15 protein-coding genes and 1 pseudogene are annotated in these 17,923 nt (G+C 58.1%); 4 read left to right on the top strand and 12 right to left on the bottom strand.

Features of this window, described 5'->3' with window-relative positions; translation table 11 throughout:
- Positions 1–974: 974 nt before the first annotated feature.
- From ACT53S_RS03660 to ACT53S_RS03645, 4 genes are all read left to right on the top strand, one after another.
- The gene (locus tag ACT53S_RS03660; RefSeq protein WP_476065946.1) at positions 975–2,126 is read left to right on the top strand and encodes an ImmA/IrrE family metallo-endopeptidase; all 1,152 of its coding nucleotides are present in this window, start codon (positions 975–977) and stop codon (positions 2,124–2,126) included.
- A gap of 16 nt (positions 2,127–2,142) precedes the next feature.
- Complete coding sequence (locus ACT53S_RS03655) at positions 2,143–2,718, top strand: hypothetical protein (RefSeq protein WP_476065945.1); 576 nt, start codon at positions 2,143–2,145, stop codon at positions 2,716–2,718.
- Positions 2,702–3,157 (top strand): hypothetical protein, encoded by a 456-nt coding sequence (locus tag ACT53S_RS03650; protein ID WP_476065944.1) that lies wholly within the window; start codon positions 2,702–2,704, stop codon positions 3,155–3,157. The genes ACT53S_RS03655 and ACT53S_RS03650 overlap by 17 nt, the downstream gene beginning before the upstream one ends.
- A 109-nt stretch (positions 3,158–3,266) precedes the next feature.
- Complete coding sequence (locus ACT53S_RS03645) at positions 3,267–4,136, top strand: hypothetical protein (protein ID WP_476065943.1); 870 nt, start codon at positions 3,267–3,269, stop codon at positions 4,134–4,136.
- A 787-nt stretch (positions 4,137–4,923) separates the two neighbouring features.
- Here the strand turns inward: ACT53S_RS03645 and ACT53S_RS03640 are convergent.
- The 12 genes and pseudogenes from ACT53S_RS03640 to ACT53S_RS03585 all read right to left on the bottom strand — a co-directional run bounded on the left by ACT53S_RS03640 (position 4,924) and on the right by ACT53S_RS03585 (position 17,905).
- The gene (locus ACT53S_RS03640; RefSeq protein WP_476065942.1) at positions 4,924–6,078 is read right to left on the bottom strand and encodes an amidase; all 1,155 of its coding nucleotides are present in this window, start codon (positions 6,076–6,078) and stop codon (positions 4,924–4,926) included.
- Between the two features lie 3 nt (positions 6,079–6,081).
- Positions 6,082–6,789, bottom strand: a complete 708-nt coding sequence (locus ACT53S_RS03635) for an ABC transporter ATP-binding protein (protein WP_476065941.1) — start codon at positions 6,787–6,789, stop codon at positions 6,082–6,084.
- On the bottom strand, positions 6,782–8,503 hold the full coding sequence (locus tag ACT53S_RS03630) for a branched-chain amino acid ABC transporter ATP-binding protein/permease (RefSeq protein WP_476066627.1): 1,722 nt from the start codon (positions 8,501–8,503) through the stop codon (positions 6,782–6,784). Before ACT53S_RS03630 ends, ACT53S_RS03635 begins: the two co-directional genes overlap by 8 nt.
- Before the next feature lie 25 nt (positions 8,504–8,528).
- Complete coding sequence (locus tag ACT53S_RS03625; protein ID WP_113375949.1) at positions 8,529–9,362, bottom strand: branched-chain amino acid ABC transporter permease; 834 nt, start codon at positions 9,360–9,362, stop codon at positions 8,529–8,531.
- A gap of 51 nt (positions 9,363–9,413) precedes the next feature.
- Entirely contained in the window at positions 9,414–10,562 is a 1,149-nt protein-coding gene (locus tag ACT53S_RS03620; RefSeq protein ID WP_476065940.1) for a substrate-binding protein, read from the bottom strand.
- A gap of 38 nt (positions 10,563–10,600) precedes the next feature.
- Positions 10,601–11,446 (bottom strand): nitrilase family protein, encoded by an 846-nt coding sequence (locus ACT53S_RS03615; RefSeq protein WP_476065939.1) that lies wholly within the window; start codon positions 11,444–11,446, stop codon positions 10,601–10,603.
- A 220-nt stretch (positions 11,447–11,666) separates the two neighbouring features.
- Positions 11,667–12,305, bottom strand: a complete 639-nt coding sequence (locus ACT53S_RS03610) for an ANTAR domain-containing response regulator (protein WP_476065938.1) — start codon at positions 12,303–12,305, stop codon at positions 11,667–11,669.
- A gap of 1 nt (position 12,306) precedes the next feature.
- Positions 12,307–13,440 carry a transporter substrate-binding domain-containing protein gene (locus tag ACT53S_RS03605; protein WP_113375946.1) on the bottom strand — a complete coding sequence of 378 codons (1,134 nt, stop codon included), beginning with the start codon at positions 13,438–13,440 and terminating at the stop codon, positions 12,307–12,309.
- 752 nt (positions 13,441–14,192) lie between these two features.
- A pseudogene (locus tag ACT53S_RS03600) lies at positions 14,193–14,330 on the bottom strand (integrase); the annotation flags it as partial.
- Positions 14,331–14,434: 104 nt separating this feature from the next.
- A complete protein-coding gene (locus tag ACT53S_RS03595) occupies positions 14,435–15,541 on the bottom strand; it encodes an FAD-dependent oxidoreductase (RefSeq protein ID WP_476065937.1) in 1,107 nt (368 codons plus the stop codon).
- Positions 15,534–16,205 (bottom strand): ATP-binding cassette domain-containing protein, encoded by a 672-nt coding sequence (locus ACT53S_RS03590; protein ID WP_476066626.1) that lies wholly within the window; start codon positions 16,203–16,205, stop codon positions 15,534–15,536. Before ACT53S_RS03590 ends, ACT53S_RS03595 begins: the two co-directional genes overlap by 8 nt.
- Before the next feature lie 2 nt (positions 16,206–16,207).
- Entirely contained in the window at positions 16,208–17,905 is a 1,698-nt protein-coding gene (locus ACT53S_RS03585) for an ABC transporter permease (protein WP_476065936.1), read from the bottom strand.
- Positions 17,906–17,923: the final 18 nt, after the last annotated feature.

Here is a 17,923-nt window from a genome sequence, read left to right as displayed (position 1 = left end):
TGCTAACCAGCGCGTGCCGAACTCCGTCGGCAGTCCGCCATCTTTCTAACAGACCAGCATTGGCGACGGTTGGTCCGCCATCGAGCCCGCATGCGGAGTGCCAGAGGTTAAGTGGTCAAGCGAAAGCTGTTCCAGAGTGTGCCGGTGCAGACCGACGCGAATGGCAGCTTTCGGGGCCACCTATCGGAGGGCGGAATGGCGGATTAGAGGGCGCACAGCGGACCCGCGAAAATGCTCACCTGACCTCCGGCTTGACGCTCTTAAGCGGAAATAATTGCCGCTCTCCCGCCATGTTGACGTCAGCCCAAAGCCAGGGCACAAAGATGGCATCCACGGTCGCTCGCGGCAGGAAAACACAGGGAAATCAAAGGCGATTTTGTTAAGCCTTTGAAATTATGTGAGAATCCAGGCTCTCCAGGCACGCCACTTTAGGCCGGTTTTTCGCTGAAAATCAGCGACTATTTCTCACAGAAAAAGCGACGCCTTTTCAACAACTTGAGCAATCCAGGCTGCTCTTCTTCACTCCATCCATCGCTCCGAAACGGGTCTCGCGAGAATTGGCTGGGGACCGGCAAGCGATGTGCACTATGGGGCAGCAAGCAGACAGTCGACTTTTAGCTTTGAAGAATGCTGAAGCGCCGGCTCATGCTCGTTGACGTTCGACCCAGTGAGGCAGCGTCTGTGTGCTATGGAGCGCGTGGCAACAGGATGCCCGCATCACGGTCGCCAACGAAAGTTTGCGGCGGCTAATGCTTCAACCGTATCCAGTTGGACAAAGTTGCACCCCAAGGCTTCGGGAGCCCTGCTGTAGTAACGCGAAACCAGTGACATGGTCTCGCATATGCCTTGTTGCAGAAATACGAGTCGGCTACAAAATTAGAGCCTCTCGGCTAGCGATATCTACAATTATATGCAAAAAGCTTTCTAGGTAGACTTAGTCTAAGAGGGGTTAAGTGCTGAGGTCAAAGAAGCCGATGCGACTGCTTCGCGGCTGCATAATTGTTGCAGCCTGCGGCATACTCCCGTCCACTTCGTATGGCACGATTGGATCTTGCCTCGATTTCAATCCGGGCGTTAGTTATCTCAGCGTGAATGTTGATCCCACATCGGTCTCGCCACCGTTCGACAGCGCAGTAGCGTTCGCACTCGTAGGAGTATTCTCTGAGCAGATCGCGATTAACAATCTTCGTACAGCCGACGCATTCTTCGATCGCTACGCCATTTTTTCAACAAAGGCCGCAGTGTCTACCGCACTCGGGGTAGGCAACGATGCATCGTTCTTGTTTAGCCCGTTGGAAAACGCCTCCGACAACGCGGACATCCGTCTGACCTTCGTGCCGAGTGATGAGTCTTCAATCCTTTCCGACAAACGCGGGATCATAATAACAAACGGATTTGTTAACCGGATATCGGAAGAAGCAATTAAGGCGGCCTTTGGTTCGGTCGACGGTTTCAAGAAACATCTTGAAGAAGTTGCCACCCATGACTACTCAAAAATACTTGCCGAAAACAATCTTTCTGCGCCAGGTCCGGATACCCCTGTCCCGGTCGGTTACCTGCTTTTCGGAAAGGAACTGAAAAACAGGGACGAGGTGATCGCCAAGGTCGCTGAGTTCACGAACGAGTTCCTGAGCAAGCTGATGTTCGCAATAGCACACGAAATTGGTCATATTCGGCTCCATCATAACGAAAGGAAATTTGCGGATTGCGCAGACTTTGAAGCTAGGGAGCTAGCTGCCGACAAATACGCTGCGGATTTCCTCGCGAACTTTGTTTTTCGTATGGAGCCGGACGAGCTTGACCATCAGCGCTTCGTTGATTTCGAATCTTTTTTTGAAAACTACAGTGCGTATGAGTTCTCTGACCAGAGCTCTCGGGGAGAGTGCCGTTACCCATCGGCCAAAAAGCGGGAAAGAGAAGTAAGAAAAGCCGTCTACCGGGCAAAGGTAAAACTGAAAGAGCAGACCTACTCCTCACCTGACTATGCGACACCGAATCCCACCAGCGTCATATGCAGCAATGAGACAAAGTCCTGGAGGGTTTTTTTTGGCGACCAATTTTTTGTACCCGAAGATGAAATGCGTCGACGCAGCATTGAGCAAAGCAAGAAAATGGAAGCAGAATAATGGGACGTTTTTGACAATGAACTTCTTACCAAATGCCGTCCTCGCTATCGCCGCATTTGTGCTCACATCTGTAACGTCGGCGGTCGCCAACAACATAGAGATCGACAAATCAGAGATTCTTCTCGTATCTGGAGAGGCCATGGCTGCTGGCGGGATGGGCGCAATTTCCCCGTTAGACGTCTGTGATCCTTCACGCCTCAATCAAAAGAACATCGGAAGTCTTCTCGGAAGCGCTCTGACGGAGATCGATCTTTCTCTGGAGCCCACGCCAGCCGACGGCTATCAGGCTATCGGCGCTGGAACAGCGTGGAGCACGGCTGCCACAGCGCTCGGAAAGAAGAAGTTAGAAGAATATAACAAGGAAGCCGCAGAACCTCTTCCAGAAAAAGTAAAACTGTACTTCCGCTTTCTTGATAGCAAGATCACAATAAGCGACGATTTGATTACGCTCTCCACCCGCACCGTTCTGGAGCGCGGAACAAGCTTCCAATGGCGTGAACCATTCACTGGGCATTACTCCTCAAGATATTTTCACAATCAACTGAAGTCTGCGCTTGAACGGGAGCTAGTAAAAAATGGATGCCAGAAATAATATTTGGAACGAACGGCTAAGTATAGCCGTATTTGGAATGTGGGTTACTTTTTACATCATAAATATACTTATAATACTTGGCTACAGGATGCAAATAATGCCTGGAGATCATGTTTTGCTGCCAACTCAGGTTCCCATATGCTTCTTCTACGCAACAGTTGTCTATCTTGGTCCAACATTTTCAATGATAATATTTTACACGTCGCGACGGCGAGCGAGCGATGCCACCCTTGGAATGATCTCGATCGTTGCATTAACATGTGTCTCGATGGTGACCAACGTTGCTTATACTGCGTACATCCTCTACCCCGCCTATCATGGCCTCTCACCTGATGATGATATCATGAATATCTTTGAAGAGGCGTCCACTTTTGCGGGCTACATGATAATGATCCTCATCTCCCCATTCATATCGATTGTGTTCTCGACGAATGACTAAGTCGAGTCATCGAACGTCTTGCATATCATGCGACTGTGATTGCCTAACGACAGGCAAGGTTCGGCACCGGAATCCGTCCGCGGAAACCCTCAACAAATGGGCGAAAACATTGAAATCTCTCTCGATGATAAAAGCAATTTGCATTTCGGGCGTGCTTTGCAGTCAAGCTCTTGCCGCGCAGGGCCTACCGGACCGAAAGTCGACCGCCTCGACACTTTCGGGGTGGCAGCTTGAGGCGCACTTGCCTTCAAATATGTCACCTGCCTTTTCTTGGGATTGTATGGATTTTCCTGAGCAGGCGGACAGGTTCGCACGCAGTTACATTGAACTAATCTGGGCGCAGGCAGGATGTCACATAACTAAACCGGTTTCAGGTGACGACAACTCCGCATCCGCAGAAATCCAGTGCCCATTTGGTACGCGGCAGTTCGAATTCAAAAAGACAAGCGACACGACACTTGGCATCAACGAAATCGAAACGGAAGAGGGCGGTGCCAGAAGTCAGGTTCTGCTTCTTTTGAAGCAATGTGACGCTTCGATCGAGTACGACTGCTCCGAGAGCGGTAAAGCGGCTTGGCACGAAACTCGGCCGCCACAGGCTGTCAACTATGCCTGCGAGGAACGCATGCCCTCTTCGGCGGAACCGCCGCATGCAGCTCAACAGCCTAATTTTGGGTTTCCGATCGAGATGAAGAAAATCTCTGTTATGACGAACATGATAGGAGAGCATGAAGAAAACGGCTTACCTGAGCAATGTAATTGGTACGAGATTGAAGGTGAAGAGTTCTGTCATACACCGTCAACACTAGAACAACTGGTGGATAATCCACACGCGGTAAGTCTTGCAAATATCGCCATCGAACTAAGAGTTGGAGAGCGGGAATTCGCAGGCTCGCCAGAATACTGCCAGGACGTAAAAGCGCTCGCGGCTCAAATGCCTTGGATGACCGGGGTGACCTGCGATGTTGAAGGTAAATGATACTGCTTGGCTCCTGTGAGAAATCTAGAGAGATCCGTCAGGATTGATCGGCTGAGTTCTGCTGCAATCCGCCGCGCCCAGTTGAAGCGAACGTGCATACGCAAGGGGCTGCTTGTGATATCGTAATGTTTAATCCGATTGTCGGCAATGCGTTGGAGGAATGTCCGCCTTTTTTGCTCCTCGAGGCGCTCTACCTCGACGTCGAAATTGAAGGCGCAAAGCTCTCACGCGAACATGCCCGCCTCACCGAGGGCTCAGCCCTCCCGAGCGGAAATAATTGCCGCTCTCCCGCCATGTTGACGTCGCCCCAAAGCCAGGGCACAAAGATGGCATCCACGGTCGCTCGCGGCAGGAAAACAGAGGAAAATCAAAGGCGATTTTGTTAAGCCTTTGAAATCATGTGAGAATACAGGTTCTCCAGGCGGGCCATTTTAGGTTGGTTTTCCGCACAAAATCATCGACTGTTTCTCACAGAAAAAAGTGACGCCTTCTCAACAGCTTGAGCAATGCTGGCTGCTATTCGCCAGGGCATCCGTCGTACTGAAACGGGTCTCGAAAAAACTGGCTGGGGACCCGCAAGCAATTTCCGGAAAGGGGCCGGGAGCGGACTGTCTGCTGCTGGCGGACGCACGCTACAAGCGGACGCATCGATTTCAAACGGAGTGGCCAACGCCCTGAGGCAGGGCTTCGCCTTCCGCTTGTCCAGCACATCGCCTGATGCCGTTATCGCCTTTTTTGCTGATACTTTTGCCCAATGACGCCATGGATATCGTTTGAACAAACAATATCAAGCGAACCAGTTAGCAAGTCCCGCGAGCAATGATCCGTCAAAGCCGTGTGGCGCGAGGAGCGAAATGCCGGCAGGCTCTCCACTCGGTAACGGCCATGGCATCGTGATCTGTGGACAACCGGAAAGGCCCGAGATGCAGAGCAACTCGATGGAGCGAGCCCGAAAGGAGGCGAAACGCTCTTGCGTATCATCGCGTCGGGGCGGAACCATTGGCAGGGTCGGCATCACGAGGACGGCGTCGTGCACTGTCTCCTCGAAGGCCTTGCGGAAGCGGGCACGCTGCGAGACCGCTGCAGTGTACATGTCGTCCGAAATCTCTCGTCCTGAAATCAGTCGCTGCGCAATATCCGGAGCCAGCGTCTGCCGGGCATGCTCGAACAGGACCTGGTTGGTCTGCCAAGCTTCCTTCTGCAATATCGTGGTGAAACAGCGTGCGAGATCTGAAAACGCGGTTGCAGACAACGAAGCTCGTGTGACGACCGGAGCCTCAAGCCTTCTGACCGCGGCCCAGAAAGCGTCGGCGATATCCTGATCACACAGCGACACGAGGTCATCCACGACCAGGATTGTCGATGGTGCGCGTGTATCGTGGACACCGAGGGACTGCATCACCCGCCGCAGAGTGGCAAAGTCGCGGGTGAATAGGCCGGGTACGTCAAAGCTCGGTGCAAGCGGACGGATACCGGTCGGGTCCAGCAGGCCAAAGCTCGGGCGCCAACCGAACAACCCGTTTGCCGTGGCGGGCAATCGGATGGAACCGGACGTGTCGGTCCCGAGGCCAATGTCCGCAAGCCCGGCAGCGACCGCGACCGCCGACCCGGAAGAGGATCCCCCGGGAATGAGGTCGGGATACAAGGGATTGATCGGCATCCCAAAATGCAGGTTTCTGCCGATCAGCGAATAAGCGAGCTCGTCGGTATGGGTTTTGCCGGCAAATATCCCACCGAGATCGAGCAAGCGGCGCACGAGTGGCGCCGTCTGTTCCTTGATGCCGGAGGCTGCGAGAAGATACGGGTTTCCGGCCCCCGTGGGATAGCCCTCAACATCGACCAAGTCCTTCACACCAAGCCGCAAGCCTTCCAATGGCCCCGTTGCGGCGTTCGCAACGGGCGCCTGCGGATAGGGTAGAAATGCATTGGTGCGATACTGCATGGATCAGATCTTCAAATGCTGGAGCACGCGTTCGCGGGTGCCGGGGCCGTTGTGATCCTGATCGTCGATGGCGCCAAGCTTTAGCACAGCCCAACGATCAGCGATTGAGAGCGCGAAATCGAGGTTCTGTTCCACGAGAATGATGGTCGTTCCGTTATCATCTCGCTCATGGGCGAGGACCTCGCCAATCTTCGAGACGACCGAGGGCTGCAAACCCTCAGAGATCTCGTCGATGAAGAGCAGGCTGGGCTTGAGCATCAGCGCGCGAGAGAGGATCAGCATCTTCTGTTCGCCCCCGGACAGCGTTCCGGCCTTTTGCTGCATTCTTTCCTTCAGAAAAGGGAAGTAACCGAAGACACGCTCAAGCGCCGGCTTTAGCTCCCGGTCGCTTTTCAGCGCCAGTCGCAGGTTGTCACGGATCGAAAGATCCTGGAACAACGGCTGCTCCTGCGGTGCATAACCGATCCCGGCTGCGATCAGTTCGGCGGTGCTTCGCCCATTGATCAGCTTGCCGTCGACACTCACCTCGCCTTCGGTTGGTCTGATCAGGCCCAAGATCGACTTCAGAAGGGTCGTCTTTCCCATCCCGTTCTTGCCCATCAGAGCGAAGATTTCGCCTGATTGGATCGAGAGGGTGACGCCGTTAACGATGCTGACGGTGCCGTAGCCGCTGCGCAGGCCCAAGAGTTCGAGTTTGACGATCTCACGCATGGGCGCCTCCCGAGTAAATGGTACGGACGGTCTCCGACTGCACAACGTCTTCGACCGTGCCATCGAGAACCAGCTTGCCCTGGTGCAGAACCACAATCCGGCTCGAAATTTCGCGGACGAAGTCGAGGTCGTGTTCGACGAGGATTGCAGCGAAGCCCAGGTCCGCTGTCAGGCGTTTGAGGACCACACCGATGGTCATGCGTTCTGCCTTGCTGAGGCCGGCCGTCGGTTCATCCAGCAGAATGAGACGCGGCTCCAGGGCTACGACCATGGCCAGTTCCAGCGCCTGGCGCTGTCCGTGAGACAGGAGGGACACATGCCGGTCTGCCATGTCGGTCAACCCAGTCAGACGCAGGATTTCGATCGCGGCGGCGGGAAGGTCGATTGCATCAGGGCTTTGCGTCAAAGAAGGTCTCTCGTGGCCCATTCGCACCATGCGCAGACATTCGGCCACGGTCATGCTGTCGAATACACTCGCCACCTGAAACTTGCGCCCTACGCCGAGCGCCACGACTTTCTGCGGTGGCAGACCGGCAATATCCCTGCCCCCTATTTCGACGCGACCTTCGATTGCTTCCGTTCCATCGGAAAGGCAGCGCATGAGCGTCGTTTTGCCTGCCCCATTTGGACCAACCACACTGACAAGCTCGCCTGGGCGAACGGTAAAGTCGATGCCCTTCAGCACGGAGAGTGCTCCAAAGGATTTGCCGAGCCCGGTAACGGAAACAACGGGGGCACTCATGGTCAGCGCACCCACAAGGGTCGCTGACGGAAGGGCATCAAGACGACGTTTGCGTCCACCTCGTCCGAAACGCGCCGTCACAAGAGAGGCCAGGCCACCCGGCAACAGGATGATCATTACCACGAACAAGCCCCCGACAACGAGTTGCCAAAGGAATGGCAGCTCGCCGGACAAATTGGCACTCAGATAGTCGATGCCAATCGCGCCCAGCAGGGGGCCGAAGATCGTGCCGCGACCGCCGAGAGCCGTCCAGACGACCAGTTCCGTGCCGAACACGAAACCGCTGTTTTCAGGAGCCACGACACCGGAGGCATTGGCGAAGAGAAAGCCTGCCAGCCCCGCCACGCCAGCGAGAACAGCCATCAGGGCGATCTTGATCCGGGCCGGGCTGATCCCGAGATAGGCGACACGCGTCTCGTTGTCGCGGATGGCAACCAGAAGACGACCCGCATCCGAGCGCACGAACACGAAAGCGGCCACGGCAAGCACGAGGAGACAGACCCCCGTCAGCCGGAAGAAGCCCGGAAGCCCGAGCGGCAGTGTCTGGTAACCGACCATACCGCTCGACGAGCCGGTCCATATGCCACCGGAATAGATGAGTTGGGTAATGACAATCGGCACCACGAGGGAGATCACGGTCGCATAGAGGGGCGTCGAGCCGTGGTAGAAGGACAGCCAACCAACTGCGAGGCCAAGCACGAGCGGAACGAGAACGGCAGCCACGAGCGCCAGCACAAAGAGGGAGGGGCTCGCGCCGATATGGGTCAGGACCATGGCGGTAGCATAGGCCCCGACACCGAAGAAGGCTGCCTGGCCGAATGTCAGGATACCGGTGTAGCCCCAGAGCAGATCGACGGTTATCGCGAGCATCGCGTAGATCATAGACCGTGTCAGCACGTTGAGGCTGAAGCGATCAAGGACCAGAGGCCCGAAGATGACGAGCAACAATGCGCTAAGTGCGAGGGCTGCCATCAGCGCGAGCCGGATTTTGTGTTTGTCAGGCACGGGCAAATCCCTTCGGACGAATGCGCAGCACGATGGCGCAGAGCAAAGCGACGGTGATTCCGCCAAGGACAGGGCTTAAGAATATGGAGACGAGCACCTGCGCTGCCCCGAAAAGCAGGCAAGCGGCGGCAAGCGCTCCAAAGGACGTGCCAGCGACCATGACCAGCATGAAGGCGCCCGTCAGCCAGGCAACCCCCATATTGGGATCAACGCTGGTCAACGGCGCCAAAAGCACGCCGGCCAGTGCTGCGAGGCCCGTCCCGATCATAAAGGTCACCAATCGGATCCTGGTCGTGTCCATGCCAAGTGCGCGCGCCAGGTTCTCGTTCATGATGACGGCTTGGGCCGAAAGGCCGAGCCGGGTCCCCTCAAGCAGAAAGGCAAAGCCGAGGCCGATCGCAAGCGCCGCCACAACTGCAAACAGACGGTAAAGCGAATAACTCGTGCCGAGGACGTCGAGCGTCCCTGGCAGCAAAGCCGGCGTGAAATGCACGTCGCGTCCGAACCAGAGGGTGATCAACTGCCCGACAACGATCCCTAAGCCCCATGTGGCCAGAATGGCATCCAAGGGACGACGGTAGAGTGGGCGGACGATAAAGCGTTCGGCCAGGGCCCCGAGAACGGCGCCGGACAAAAAGGCCAGGACGGCGGCCAACCAAGGATTCAAGCCCAATTGATTGGCCACGACCGCGCAGTAAGCTCCGATCGTCAGCCATGCCCCATGGGCAAAGTTGATGATCTTCAGCACACCGAAAATGGTCAGCAGGCCGGATGCGACGATGAAGAGGATCGCCGCCGTACTGATGATGTCGAGGAAAAGTGTCATGCATGTCATCCCAGGATCGAAGGTGGGGCTTTCGCCCCACCTTGCCAGCAATCAGAGGTTCGGGCACTGCTCGCCGGGATCAACGTCCTTGTAGCTATCGACCACCTTGACGCTGCCATCATCCTGAACCTGGCCCAGATACATGGTCAGCGGCGCGTGATGCTGCTTGCTCATGGAAATGGTGCCGCGCGGACCGGTAAAGGAGACACCCGGCAGCGCTTCCAGCACGGACGCCGTTTCGGTCGAACCGGCTTTTTCGACCGCTGCCTTGTAAAGATAGATCGCTTCGTATTGGGGTACTGAAAGGTCATTCGGGGTGCGAAGATCGGAGCCGAACTTCTTTTCCATGGCCGCCAGGAAGGCCTTGTTCTCCGGGCTGTCGATGCTGGTGACATAGGATGCGGAAAGGAAGATGCCGCTCGCTTCCGCTCCCATGCTCTTTGCAGTGCCTTCGTCAACGGCCAGGTTGCCATAGGGCAGACTGACGCCGGAGGAGCGAAGCTGCTTGGTCAGTGTCACGTTGGGCGCGCCGCCGGCGGTCGAGGTAATGATGGCATCGGCACCGGAGGCCTTGAGCTTGGAGATGACGGCCGTCCAGTCACTGCCGTCCATCGGCAGATATTCTTCGCCGACGACCGATGCACCGGATTTCTCGATATAGGCGCGGGCGAATTCCAGCATGCCCCGACCGAAGGCGTAATCGGAACCGATCAGGAAGAACTTCTTAGCGCCCTGCTTACCAGTGAAATTGTCGACCAGCGGCGGCACCTGCTGTTCCGGCACCCAAGCGTTGACGAAGAGATTGGGATTGCACGACTTGCCCTCGTAGAATGAGGTGTAGATGTACGGCACATCACCCTTGGTGACGATCGGCAGGCCGGCGTTGCGTGCGGCGCTGGTTTCCATCGAGATGAGGACGTCCACCTCCTTCTGGAAAACCAGACTATCGAACGCCTTCTGCGCGCCGGCAGCGCCAGACGCATCGTCGGCGATTTCAAGTTTGAGTGGCCGGCCGAGGACGCCGCCATTGGCATTGATTTCCTCGACCGCCAGTTCGGCGGCCTGAACGACCGAAGGCGCGACGACGCTGTTGGCACCGGACAGCCCGACCGGGACGCCGATCTTGATCGGATCTGCTGCGTAAGACGCCGTTGCGAAAGCGACGGAGGCGAGAGCGAGCATCATGGTTCTGCGTATCATTGTGTTCCCCTTTTTCTTTGGTGGTCGTAGTTTCGCACTCAGCGATAGACATCCGTCCGGCGGTCGCCGAGCAGATGATTGAAACTGTTGAGGGCGCGGCTGCGCGGCGCACTCGACAGGTCGATTTGGGCAAGCAGGATCTCTTCGCGGTCTGCGCTGGCCGGGCCGACAAGCGGCCAGCCTTCCGGCCCGACAATCAGGCTCCGCCCGATGAATGGCTGGCCCCGCTCGGTGCCGATCCGGTCCGCGCAGACAATGTGGACGCCGTTGGAATGCGCTGCCGCCTTGGTTAGGATGTTCGACATCGTGTCGGTCTGGCTTTCCGAGCCGGGCATGGGAACCCAGTTGGTCGGCACGCAGATGAGCTCGGCACCATTGAGCGCGAGCTGGCGGAACACTTCCGGGAACCACCCATCGTAGCAGATCGCGATACCAACCGTGCCGATCCCAACGTCGAAGACCGGCAACCCCAGATTGCCCGGCGCAAAATACCGGTTCTCGTCGTTCCATAGATGGAGCTTGCGATATTTGCCCAGATAGCCTTCCGGCCCGGTGAGGATCGCGGAATTGTAAAAGATGTCGCCATCGCGCTCAGCCAGACCGCACACGATATGAACGGTGAGATCACGTGAAAGCGAAGCAAGAAAACGTGCGCTTGTGCCACCCGGAACCGTTTCCGCAAGGGTGGAAAGCTCGGTCGTGCTTTGGAACACGTAACCCGTATCGGCCAGTTCCGGAAGGACGACCAGATCGGCGCCTTCGCTCACCGCTCGACGAACCATCCTATCGATGGCAGCAAGATTGAAAGCTCGATCGCCAATGCGCGGCTCGAACTGGATCGCTGCCACTGTCAAATTTCGTGACGTCAGAACCGGATCGGTCAAGTCATTCTCCAAACGCAAAAAACCTCCGGCACGGAACTCAATCCGTGAACCAGAGGCTGCTTAGCCATGATGTTGAAGCGGCAACCTTGCCGCAGAGCAATCTTGCTCGCTGACAAAGCTTCCATGGAAGCAAACGCAAGTCAAGACGCAAAATTGAGCAGATTTGGGCACTGTCCAAACCTTGGGCACAAGGGCCCTACGGGCCCTAAGCGAGACCGGGTTAAGTCTCGGTCGTCTTGTGCCCCGTCGAACCCGGCAGAGGCAGACCGAAGCTGCGCATGGTTTCATGTGCGGCAACGATCGATTCGGCGACCTGGGCCATGGGAACGCGCTTCGCAGTCGCCTGATCACGCAACAACTTGTAGGCGGCATCCTCATCTAGACCGTTCATCGCGCGCAAGGCCGCGACGGCCTTCTCCACGAGCCGGCGTCCCTTCAACGTCTCCTCGAGTTTCTGCACCTTTCCGACCAAGCGCTTCTCATAGCTGTGACGATAGCGAGCCAAGGCAAACTGGGTCAGTATCCCCAGCGGTCGCAATGGTTTGGAAATGACGCCATGGGCGTCCAGGTCTATGATCGCCTGCAATGCAGTGGGACTTTCATAGGTCAGGATCGCGATGATCGCCGGCTGCTGTGCCTCGCTGATTTGGACCGCGTGCTCGACAGACGTATCCTCTATATGCAGGAACAGGGTGTCGATGTCAGGCGGCAGGCTTGCAGGCAGGGGCCAGATTGCCCGCACCTCGCACCCGAGTCGGCGAAGATGAGAGACCAGAACATCGCCGTCTTCGTCACGCGGATGCACAACCAAAACGCGAGCTCGCCGTAGGTCTTGAATGATCCTGTTGGGGCCTGCCATCTCAAACCTCCAACCATGCATCTTCGAAGCGGGATGCCGTGAGATAAGGATCGGGCCTGATCGGTCCGGGCGCCTGCCACGCGATATCGAACAAGCCGTCCTCACGGGCAATGCCGATCCGCGGATGCAGCCAGAGGTGACGTGTATCGCTGTCGAAACTGACACGACCTTCCGGGGCCATGAAGTCCTCCATCAGGACCTCTTCGGAAATGCGGTGGGTCTCAAGCGAGCCGGCGCGTTTGAGCGCCCGCGCAAAAAGGTGGACCTGCGTGTAAGCCGGCTGCGACCAAACGCTGGTGGTCACGTCGCTGCCGAAGCGGCTCTTATAGGCCTCGACGAAACGACTGTTTGCCTCGCCTTCAACTGTCTGGAAGTAGGTCGCGGAAAGAATGTGCCCGGTGCAGAGGTTCGCACCAATCTCGCGGATCTCGGTCTCGGCCATGGTCAGACTGGCGATCGGTGTGCGACGGCGGTCGAATCCCGCCTCGGCATACATCCGATAAAATTGCTGGGCGGGCCTGCCGATCACGGTGGAAAAGATCGCATCCGGCTTCAGTCGCGTGATGTCCGAGAGCACCTGTTGCAGAACGTCGTCGCCGGCATGCAGCGGAATGTAGCGTTCACCGACAACCTGCCCACCCTTGGATTCGACGATGTCGCGCATCACCCGGTTGGATTCGCGAGGATAGATATAGTCGACACCGACGAAATAGATGCGCTGGCCGTAATTGCGCAAAAGAAATTCCGCCAACGCAAAGGTGTTCTGGTTCAACGTGGCGCCCGTATAGACAACGTTTTCCGAATACTCGAAGCCTTCATACATCGAGGGATAGAACAGCAGGCCATTGTGACGCTCGACAATCGGAAGCACCGCCTTGCGGCTCGCCGACGTCGAGCAGCCGAAGATGATGTTGACATCGTCCTCTGCCAGAAGGCGGCGGGCGAGACTGCGATAGGCACTGTTGTCTCCACCGGGGTCGTAGGCGATTGGCTGTATCGGCCGTCCAAGCACGCCCCCCGCAGCATTGATTTCTTCAACCGCCAATGCGGTTCCCAGGAAATGCTCCGTCTCCGTCACCGTGGTGACACCGCTGCGGGAAAAGAGAACGCCCACGCGCCATTCGCTGTTTGACATATCCAAGCCCCCACCCGGTTCACTGGTCGCGACACCTATAGAGCGGAGCGCTCTTGCGATTTCAAGCAGCGGTATCGCTTCGGCGCGTTCGTTGGTCTTGCACAGGCCTTGCTGGCTTCAAAAGAGCGACCACCGGTCGTGGATGCCGGACGGCGTCAAAGTCTCGTGGCGCCATCACGGCTGCGCACAGCATGACTACGGGATCGCAGGCGCCTGCCAGACTCGCGCGGCAGCGTAGCTGTGTCCGCTTTCGGACGGGAGGGGGGATAACGACATCTATGACTGAAATGGAGGCGCGTAGCTGCCCCCCCCCGCGAAGACACTGTTCTGACCTCCAACTTGACGCTCTTGGACGGAAATAATTGCCGCTCTCCCGCCATGTTGACGTCCGCCCAAAGCCAGGGCACAAACATGGCATCCACGGTCGCTCGCGGCAGGAAAACAGAGGAAAATCAACGGCCATTTTGTTAAACCTTTGAAATCATGTGAGAATCCAGGTTCTCCAGGCAGGCCATTTTAGGTTGGTTTTCAGCACAAAATCATCGACTGTTTCTCACAGAAAAAAGTGACGCCTTCTCAACAGCTTGAGCAATGCTGGCTGCTAGTCGCCTGGGCATCCGTCGTGCTTAAGCAGGTCTCGCGGAATTGGCTGGGGACCCGCAAGCGATGTCCGGAAAGGGGCCGACAGGAGACTGTCCGCTTCTCACGCTAGAACCGCAGAAGCGGACAACCGGAATCAGTACTAAGATAGCCTAAATCTCGGTACGCTCCGCTAACTCAAGGGCATCTTCAACGTCGACGCCGAGATACCGCACGGTGTTTTCAATCTTGCTATGCCCCAACAGGATCTGGATCGCGCGAAGATTGCCCGTCGCCTTGTAGATCAGAGCAAACCTGATTGCGGAAGCACATCCGGTTCAGAAAAGTACGACACAGGCACGCTCTGAAGACCGGGCGGAAGGCAGGGACGGACCAGAATAGGACGGCCGTCGCTTCACCGTCGATACTTCTGGATGAATCGGCTGTCGATGCGATACTTCCATCGGGCCACCCAAGCGCCAGAGATTGCCAGGCCCCACTTGTCGGCAATAGCCCGCCCATCGGAGAGCGAGATCAGCACCAGCCAGTAGGACTGCGGGCAGTAGGGCTTAAGGCGCTTTTGAGAGAGGCTGCGATGGATGTTTGCAGTCAGGACGGGCCCCTGACGCACAGCGAAGACGCCGGCCTTGGGCCGTGGGTCTGGCAAAGACGCGACATCACCGGCCGCGAAAACATCCCGATGAGAAAGGGATCGCAAGGTATGATCCACTCGGATGAAACCCATGTCGTCGAGGAGGAGCCCGGTCTCGCGCAGGAAGGCAGGCGCGCCGCTTGATGTTGTCCAGACGACCTCATCCACCGCGAGCCGCCGCCCGTCACGCGACACCAGTTCGCCGTCGCGAAAAGCCACCACATCGAAAGCCGGGTGGTGAGCGATGCCTGCTTTGCGCATTTCCCGTTCGAGCAGTCGCCGCGACCAACGGCTACGCTCCGGAACCGGCTCTGCGGTACGCCCGACGAGGGAAACACCGATACCGCGTCCCTCCAACCGGCGCTTCAACGCAAAGGCCACCTCGACACCAGCGACGCCCTGCCCCACCACCGCCAGTGTTGAGAGCCGTCCCTCTCCCGCCAGCGCATCAAGCCGAGCAAGCCGATCGGCAAAACTCGCGATTGGCTTTACGGAGATGCCGGTCGATATGCCCTTGGGCAGTGAGGGCGTTGAGCCGATATCGATCGAGAGCAGGCCGTAGCCGAGGCTTTCGCCGCTCGCGAGCGAGACCACGCGCTGTTCCGGGTCAATGCCGGTCGCGGTAGTTTCGAGGAAGGTGACGCTGGAGCGTGTGCACAAGGCAGCCAGATCAATATGGAAATCGTCGAAACTGTATTCACCGGAGATATGGCCCGGCAACATGCCGGAATACGGTGCATGACGGGAGGGCGAAACCAGCGTGATCTGCGCGCCGAAGCCGAGCTCGCCCAGCCGGCGCACCACCTCGACATGGGCGTGGCCACCGCCGAGCAGAATGACCGGGACGGGCGTTGCGCGTCCCTCAGCCATCCGAGGGCTCCTTCATGCCGATACGATGAACAGGACCGCCCGCAGCCTCGGCATCGGCCTCGTCATGGGTCACGAGAATGACCGGCAGGCCGGCGGTCCTTGCGCGCTCGAACACCAGGGCGCGCATCTGGGCACGCAGCTCCATGTCGAGTTTGGAGAAGGGTTCGTCGAGCAGCAGCAATCGGGGTCGAGAGACGAGAACGCGGGCAAGCGCCACCCGCGCCTTCTGCCCGCCCGAAAGCGTGGCCGGATCGCGGTCGGTAAAACCTGTGAGGTCCATGTCGACCAGAATGTCTGCCGCAATCTGCCGACGCTGGCGGCGATCCGCGACATCTGCCGGGATGGCGAAGGCGACATTGGCACCAACAGACATATGCGGGAAGAGCAGCGGGTCCTGAAACAGGATCCCGGCCCGGCGCGCTTCTGGTGCGAGCGACAGGAGATCCACGCCGTCGACGGAGACGGCGCCCTTGGCATCAAACACCGGATCGAGGAAGCCGCCGATGAAGGACAGCAAGGTGGATTTGCCTGATCCCGACGGTCCCATGACGGTAAAGACCGAACCGGCAGGCACATCTGCGGTCACCTCGATCAGGCTGACATCTCCGAGGCGGATCAGGATATTCGCGAGGGAGAGGCCGTTGGTGGGCTGTCGCTGGAGCATCATCACACCCTCATGTCCAGGCGATTGCGGTGGAGGGCTGCGGGGATCAACGCGGCGAGCGCGAAGGCGAGGAAAGGCAGGATGGTCTGCAGCAGGGCATAGACTCCGATGACGCGACGATTGTTGCCGGAGGCGAGAGCAACGGCCTCCGTGGTGATAGTCGAGAGCCGCCCCTCGCCGATCAGCAATGTCGACAGATACTGCCCGACCGAGACGGCAAAGCCAACGGCAAGCGCCGTCAGGATCGGACGGATCAGCATGGGCAGGCGGATCGACAGCAGCACCGAAATCCGCGACCGACCAAGGGCCGTGGCGATGATCTCGTAGCGGCGGTCGAGTGCCCTCCAGTGATCCGCCAGCGAAAGGAAGACATAAGGCAGCACGAAGACGAGGTGAACGAGCACGAGTGCTATGAGCCTGTATTCGCCGCCACCGCTATAAATGAAAAGAAGCTGCAGGCCGAAAACGAAGGTGATCTGCGGCACGATCAGCGGCAGGTAGAGCATCAACAGCGCCTTATCGCCGACGCTGCGTCCCGTCTGAAGCTCGCGTTCGAGGCAGCCGATGGTCAAGAGGATGGCCATGAGCGTCGAGGCAAGGCCCGTCACCAGCGTCGTCACCAGCGGGTCGGCAATGCGCGTCAGGGCACTCATCCAGCTTCTGAACGTAAAATTCTGCGGCAGGAGATCGGGAAACTGCCACAGACCGGCGAGAGACCAGAGGGCCAGAATTGCAAGGCCTGCAAACACCGCGCCGCCGATCAGGCCGACGATAAGGATCGAGGCGCGGCGCAGGAACTGGTCGCGGAGGAACCGCCAGCCTTTTTCTCTCGCCAAGCGAAGCAGAAGAGACGCTAGCCGTTCGACGGCAAACCAGGACAGGAGTGCGACCACGGTGACACCCAGTTGCAGGACGGCACCGGCCGAGGCGAGGAAACGCGCCGACAGATCCGGATCATTCATCCACTGGACGAGCCGGGTTCCCAGCGTGCCGGGCAAGTCAGGGCCGAGGATCAGGGCCACGTCTACGACAGACGACGAGTAGGCGATGACGGCGTAGACAGCAAAACGGATCTGCCGGTAGAGCGCCGGCCAGGGCAGGTAGACGAAGCCTGCGATGCGTCCATAGCCGAAGGAGGCTGCAAGCCTTCGGGCCGCCGGGAGTTCGACCTGCGGCAAGGCTGCGAGCGTGACGAGAAAGAGGAAGGGCGTTTCCTTGATCACCAGGCCCGCAATCATCGTCAGCCCCATCGGATCATGGGGAATGAGAATATCCGGCGGCCGATCGATGCCGAGAAGTGGCGCGACAAGGCGGATGAGGAAGCCTGAGGGGGCAATCAGGAAGGCAAAGCCAAAGGCGGCGGCCGCATGCGGAACTGCCAGCAGCGGCGACAGCAGATGCTGCAGGCGCGACAGCGTCGGTGTGCCCGCGTAACTCGCAACGAAGACCAGCGTGATGCCGAGAGAGATGAACGTGGCGGCGAGCCCGGTTGCCACACTCAAGACTGAGGCTGTGGCCAGACCCGGCGTCGCCACAAGGTCTCGAAAGGGTTGCAGGCTGAGGTCATCTCCGCCGAGCGCGGGCAGGTAGCCGAAGGCCGGCAGCAGCGTGCCAAGGAGCCCGAAGGTGATCGGCAAGACCAGAAGGCCAAGCGTGAGGGCGACCGCACTCCTCGGGAGACGTGCGGTTAATCCTGCCACGAAAGAGCGATCGGTCGC

It is taken from the genome of Allorhizobium sp. DMC15 (genome assembly GCF_056314065.1).
Note: the sequence above shows the minus strand (reverse complement) of the source record. Positions and strands in the feature narration are given on the sequence as shown.

What these genes read in the sequence shown, in the direction of transcription:
- ACT53S_RS03630 (WP_476066627.1), bottom strand. Translation starts at nt 8,503, where the DNA reads ATGGCAGCCCTCGCACTTAGCGCATTGTTGCTCGTCATCTTCGGGCCT.
- ACT53S_RS03625 (WP_113375949.1), bottom strand. Translation starts at nt 9,362, where the DNA reads ATGACACTTTTCCTCGACATCATCAGTACGGCGGCGATCCTCTTCATC.
- ACT53S_RS03655 (WP_476065945.1), top strand. Translation starts at nt 2,143, where the DNA reads ATGAACTTCTTACCAAATGCCGTCCTCGCTATCGCCGCATTTGTGCTC.
- ACT53S_RS03610 (WP_476065938.1), bottom strand. Translation starts at nt 12,305, where the DNA reads ATGGCAGGCCCCAACAGGATCATTCAAGACCTACGGCGAGCTCGCGTT.
- ACT53S_RS03660 (WP_476065946.1), top strand. Translation starts at nt 975, where the DNA reads ATGCGACTGCTTCGCGGCTGCATAATTGTTGCAGCCTGCGGCATACTC.
- ACT53S_RS03595 (WP_476065937.1), bottom strand. Translation starts at nt 15,541, where the DNA reads ATGGCTGAGGGACGCGCAACGCCCGTCCCGGTCATTCTGCTCGGCGGT.
- ACT53S_RS03635 (WP_476065941.1), bottom strand. Translation starts at nt 6,789, where the DNA reads ATGCGTGAGATCGTCAAACTCGAACTCTTGGGCCTGCGCAGCGGCTAC.
- ACT53S_RS03640 (WP_476065942.1), bottom strand. Translation starts at nt 6,078, where the DNA reads ATGCAGTATCGCACCAATGCATTTCTACCCTATCCGCAGGCGCCCGTT.
- ACT53S_RS03605 (WP_113375946.1), bottom strand. Translation starts at nt 13,440, where the DNA reads ATGTCAAACAGCGAATGGCGCGTGGGCGTTCTCTTTTCCCGCAGCGGT.
- ACT53S_RS03590 (WP_476066626.1), bottom strand. Translation starts at nt 16,205, where the DNA reads ATGCTCCAGCGACAGCCCACCAACGGCCTCTCCCTCGCGAATATCCTG.
- ACT53S_RS03620 (WP_476065940.1), bottom strand. Translation starts at nt 10,562, where the DNA reads ATGATACGCAGAACCATGATGCTCGCTCTCGCCTCCGTCGCTTTCGCA.
- ACT53S_RS03650 (WP_476065944.1), top strand. Translation starts at nt 2,702, where the DNA reads ATGGATGCCAGAAATAATATTTGGAACGAACGGCTAAGTATAGCCGTA.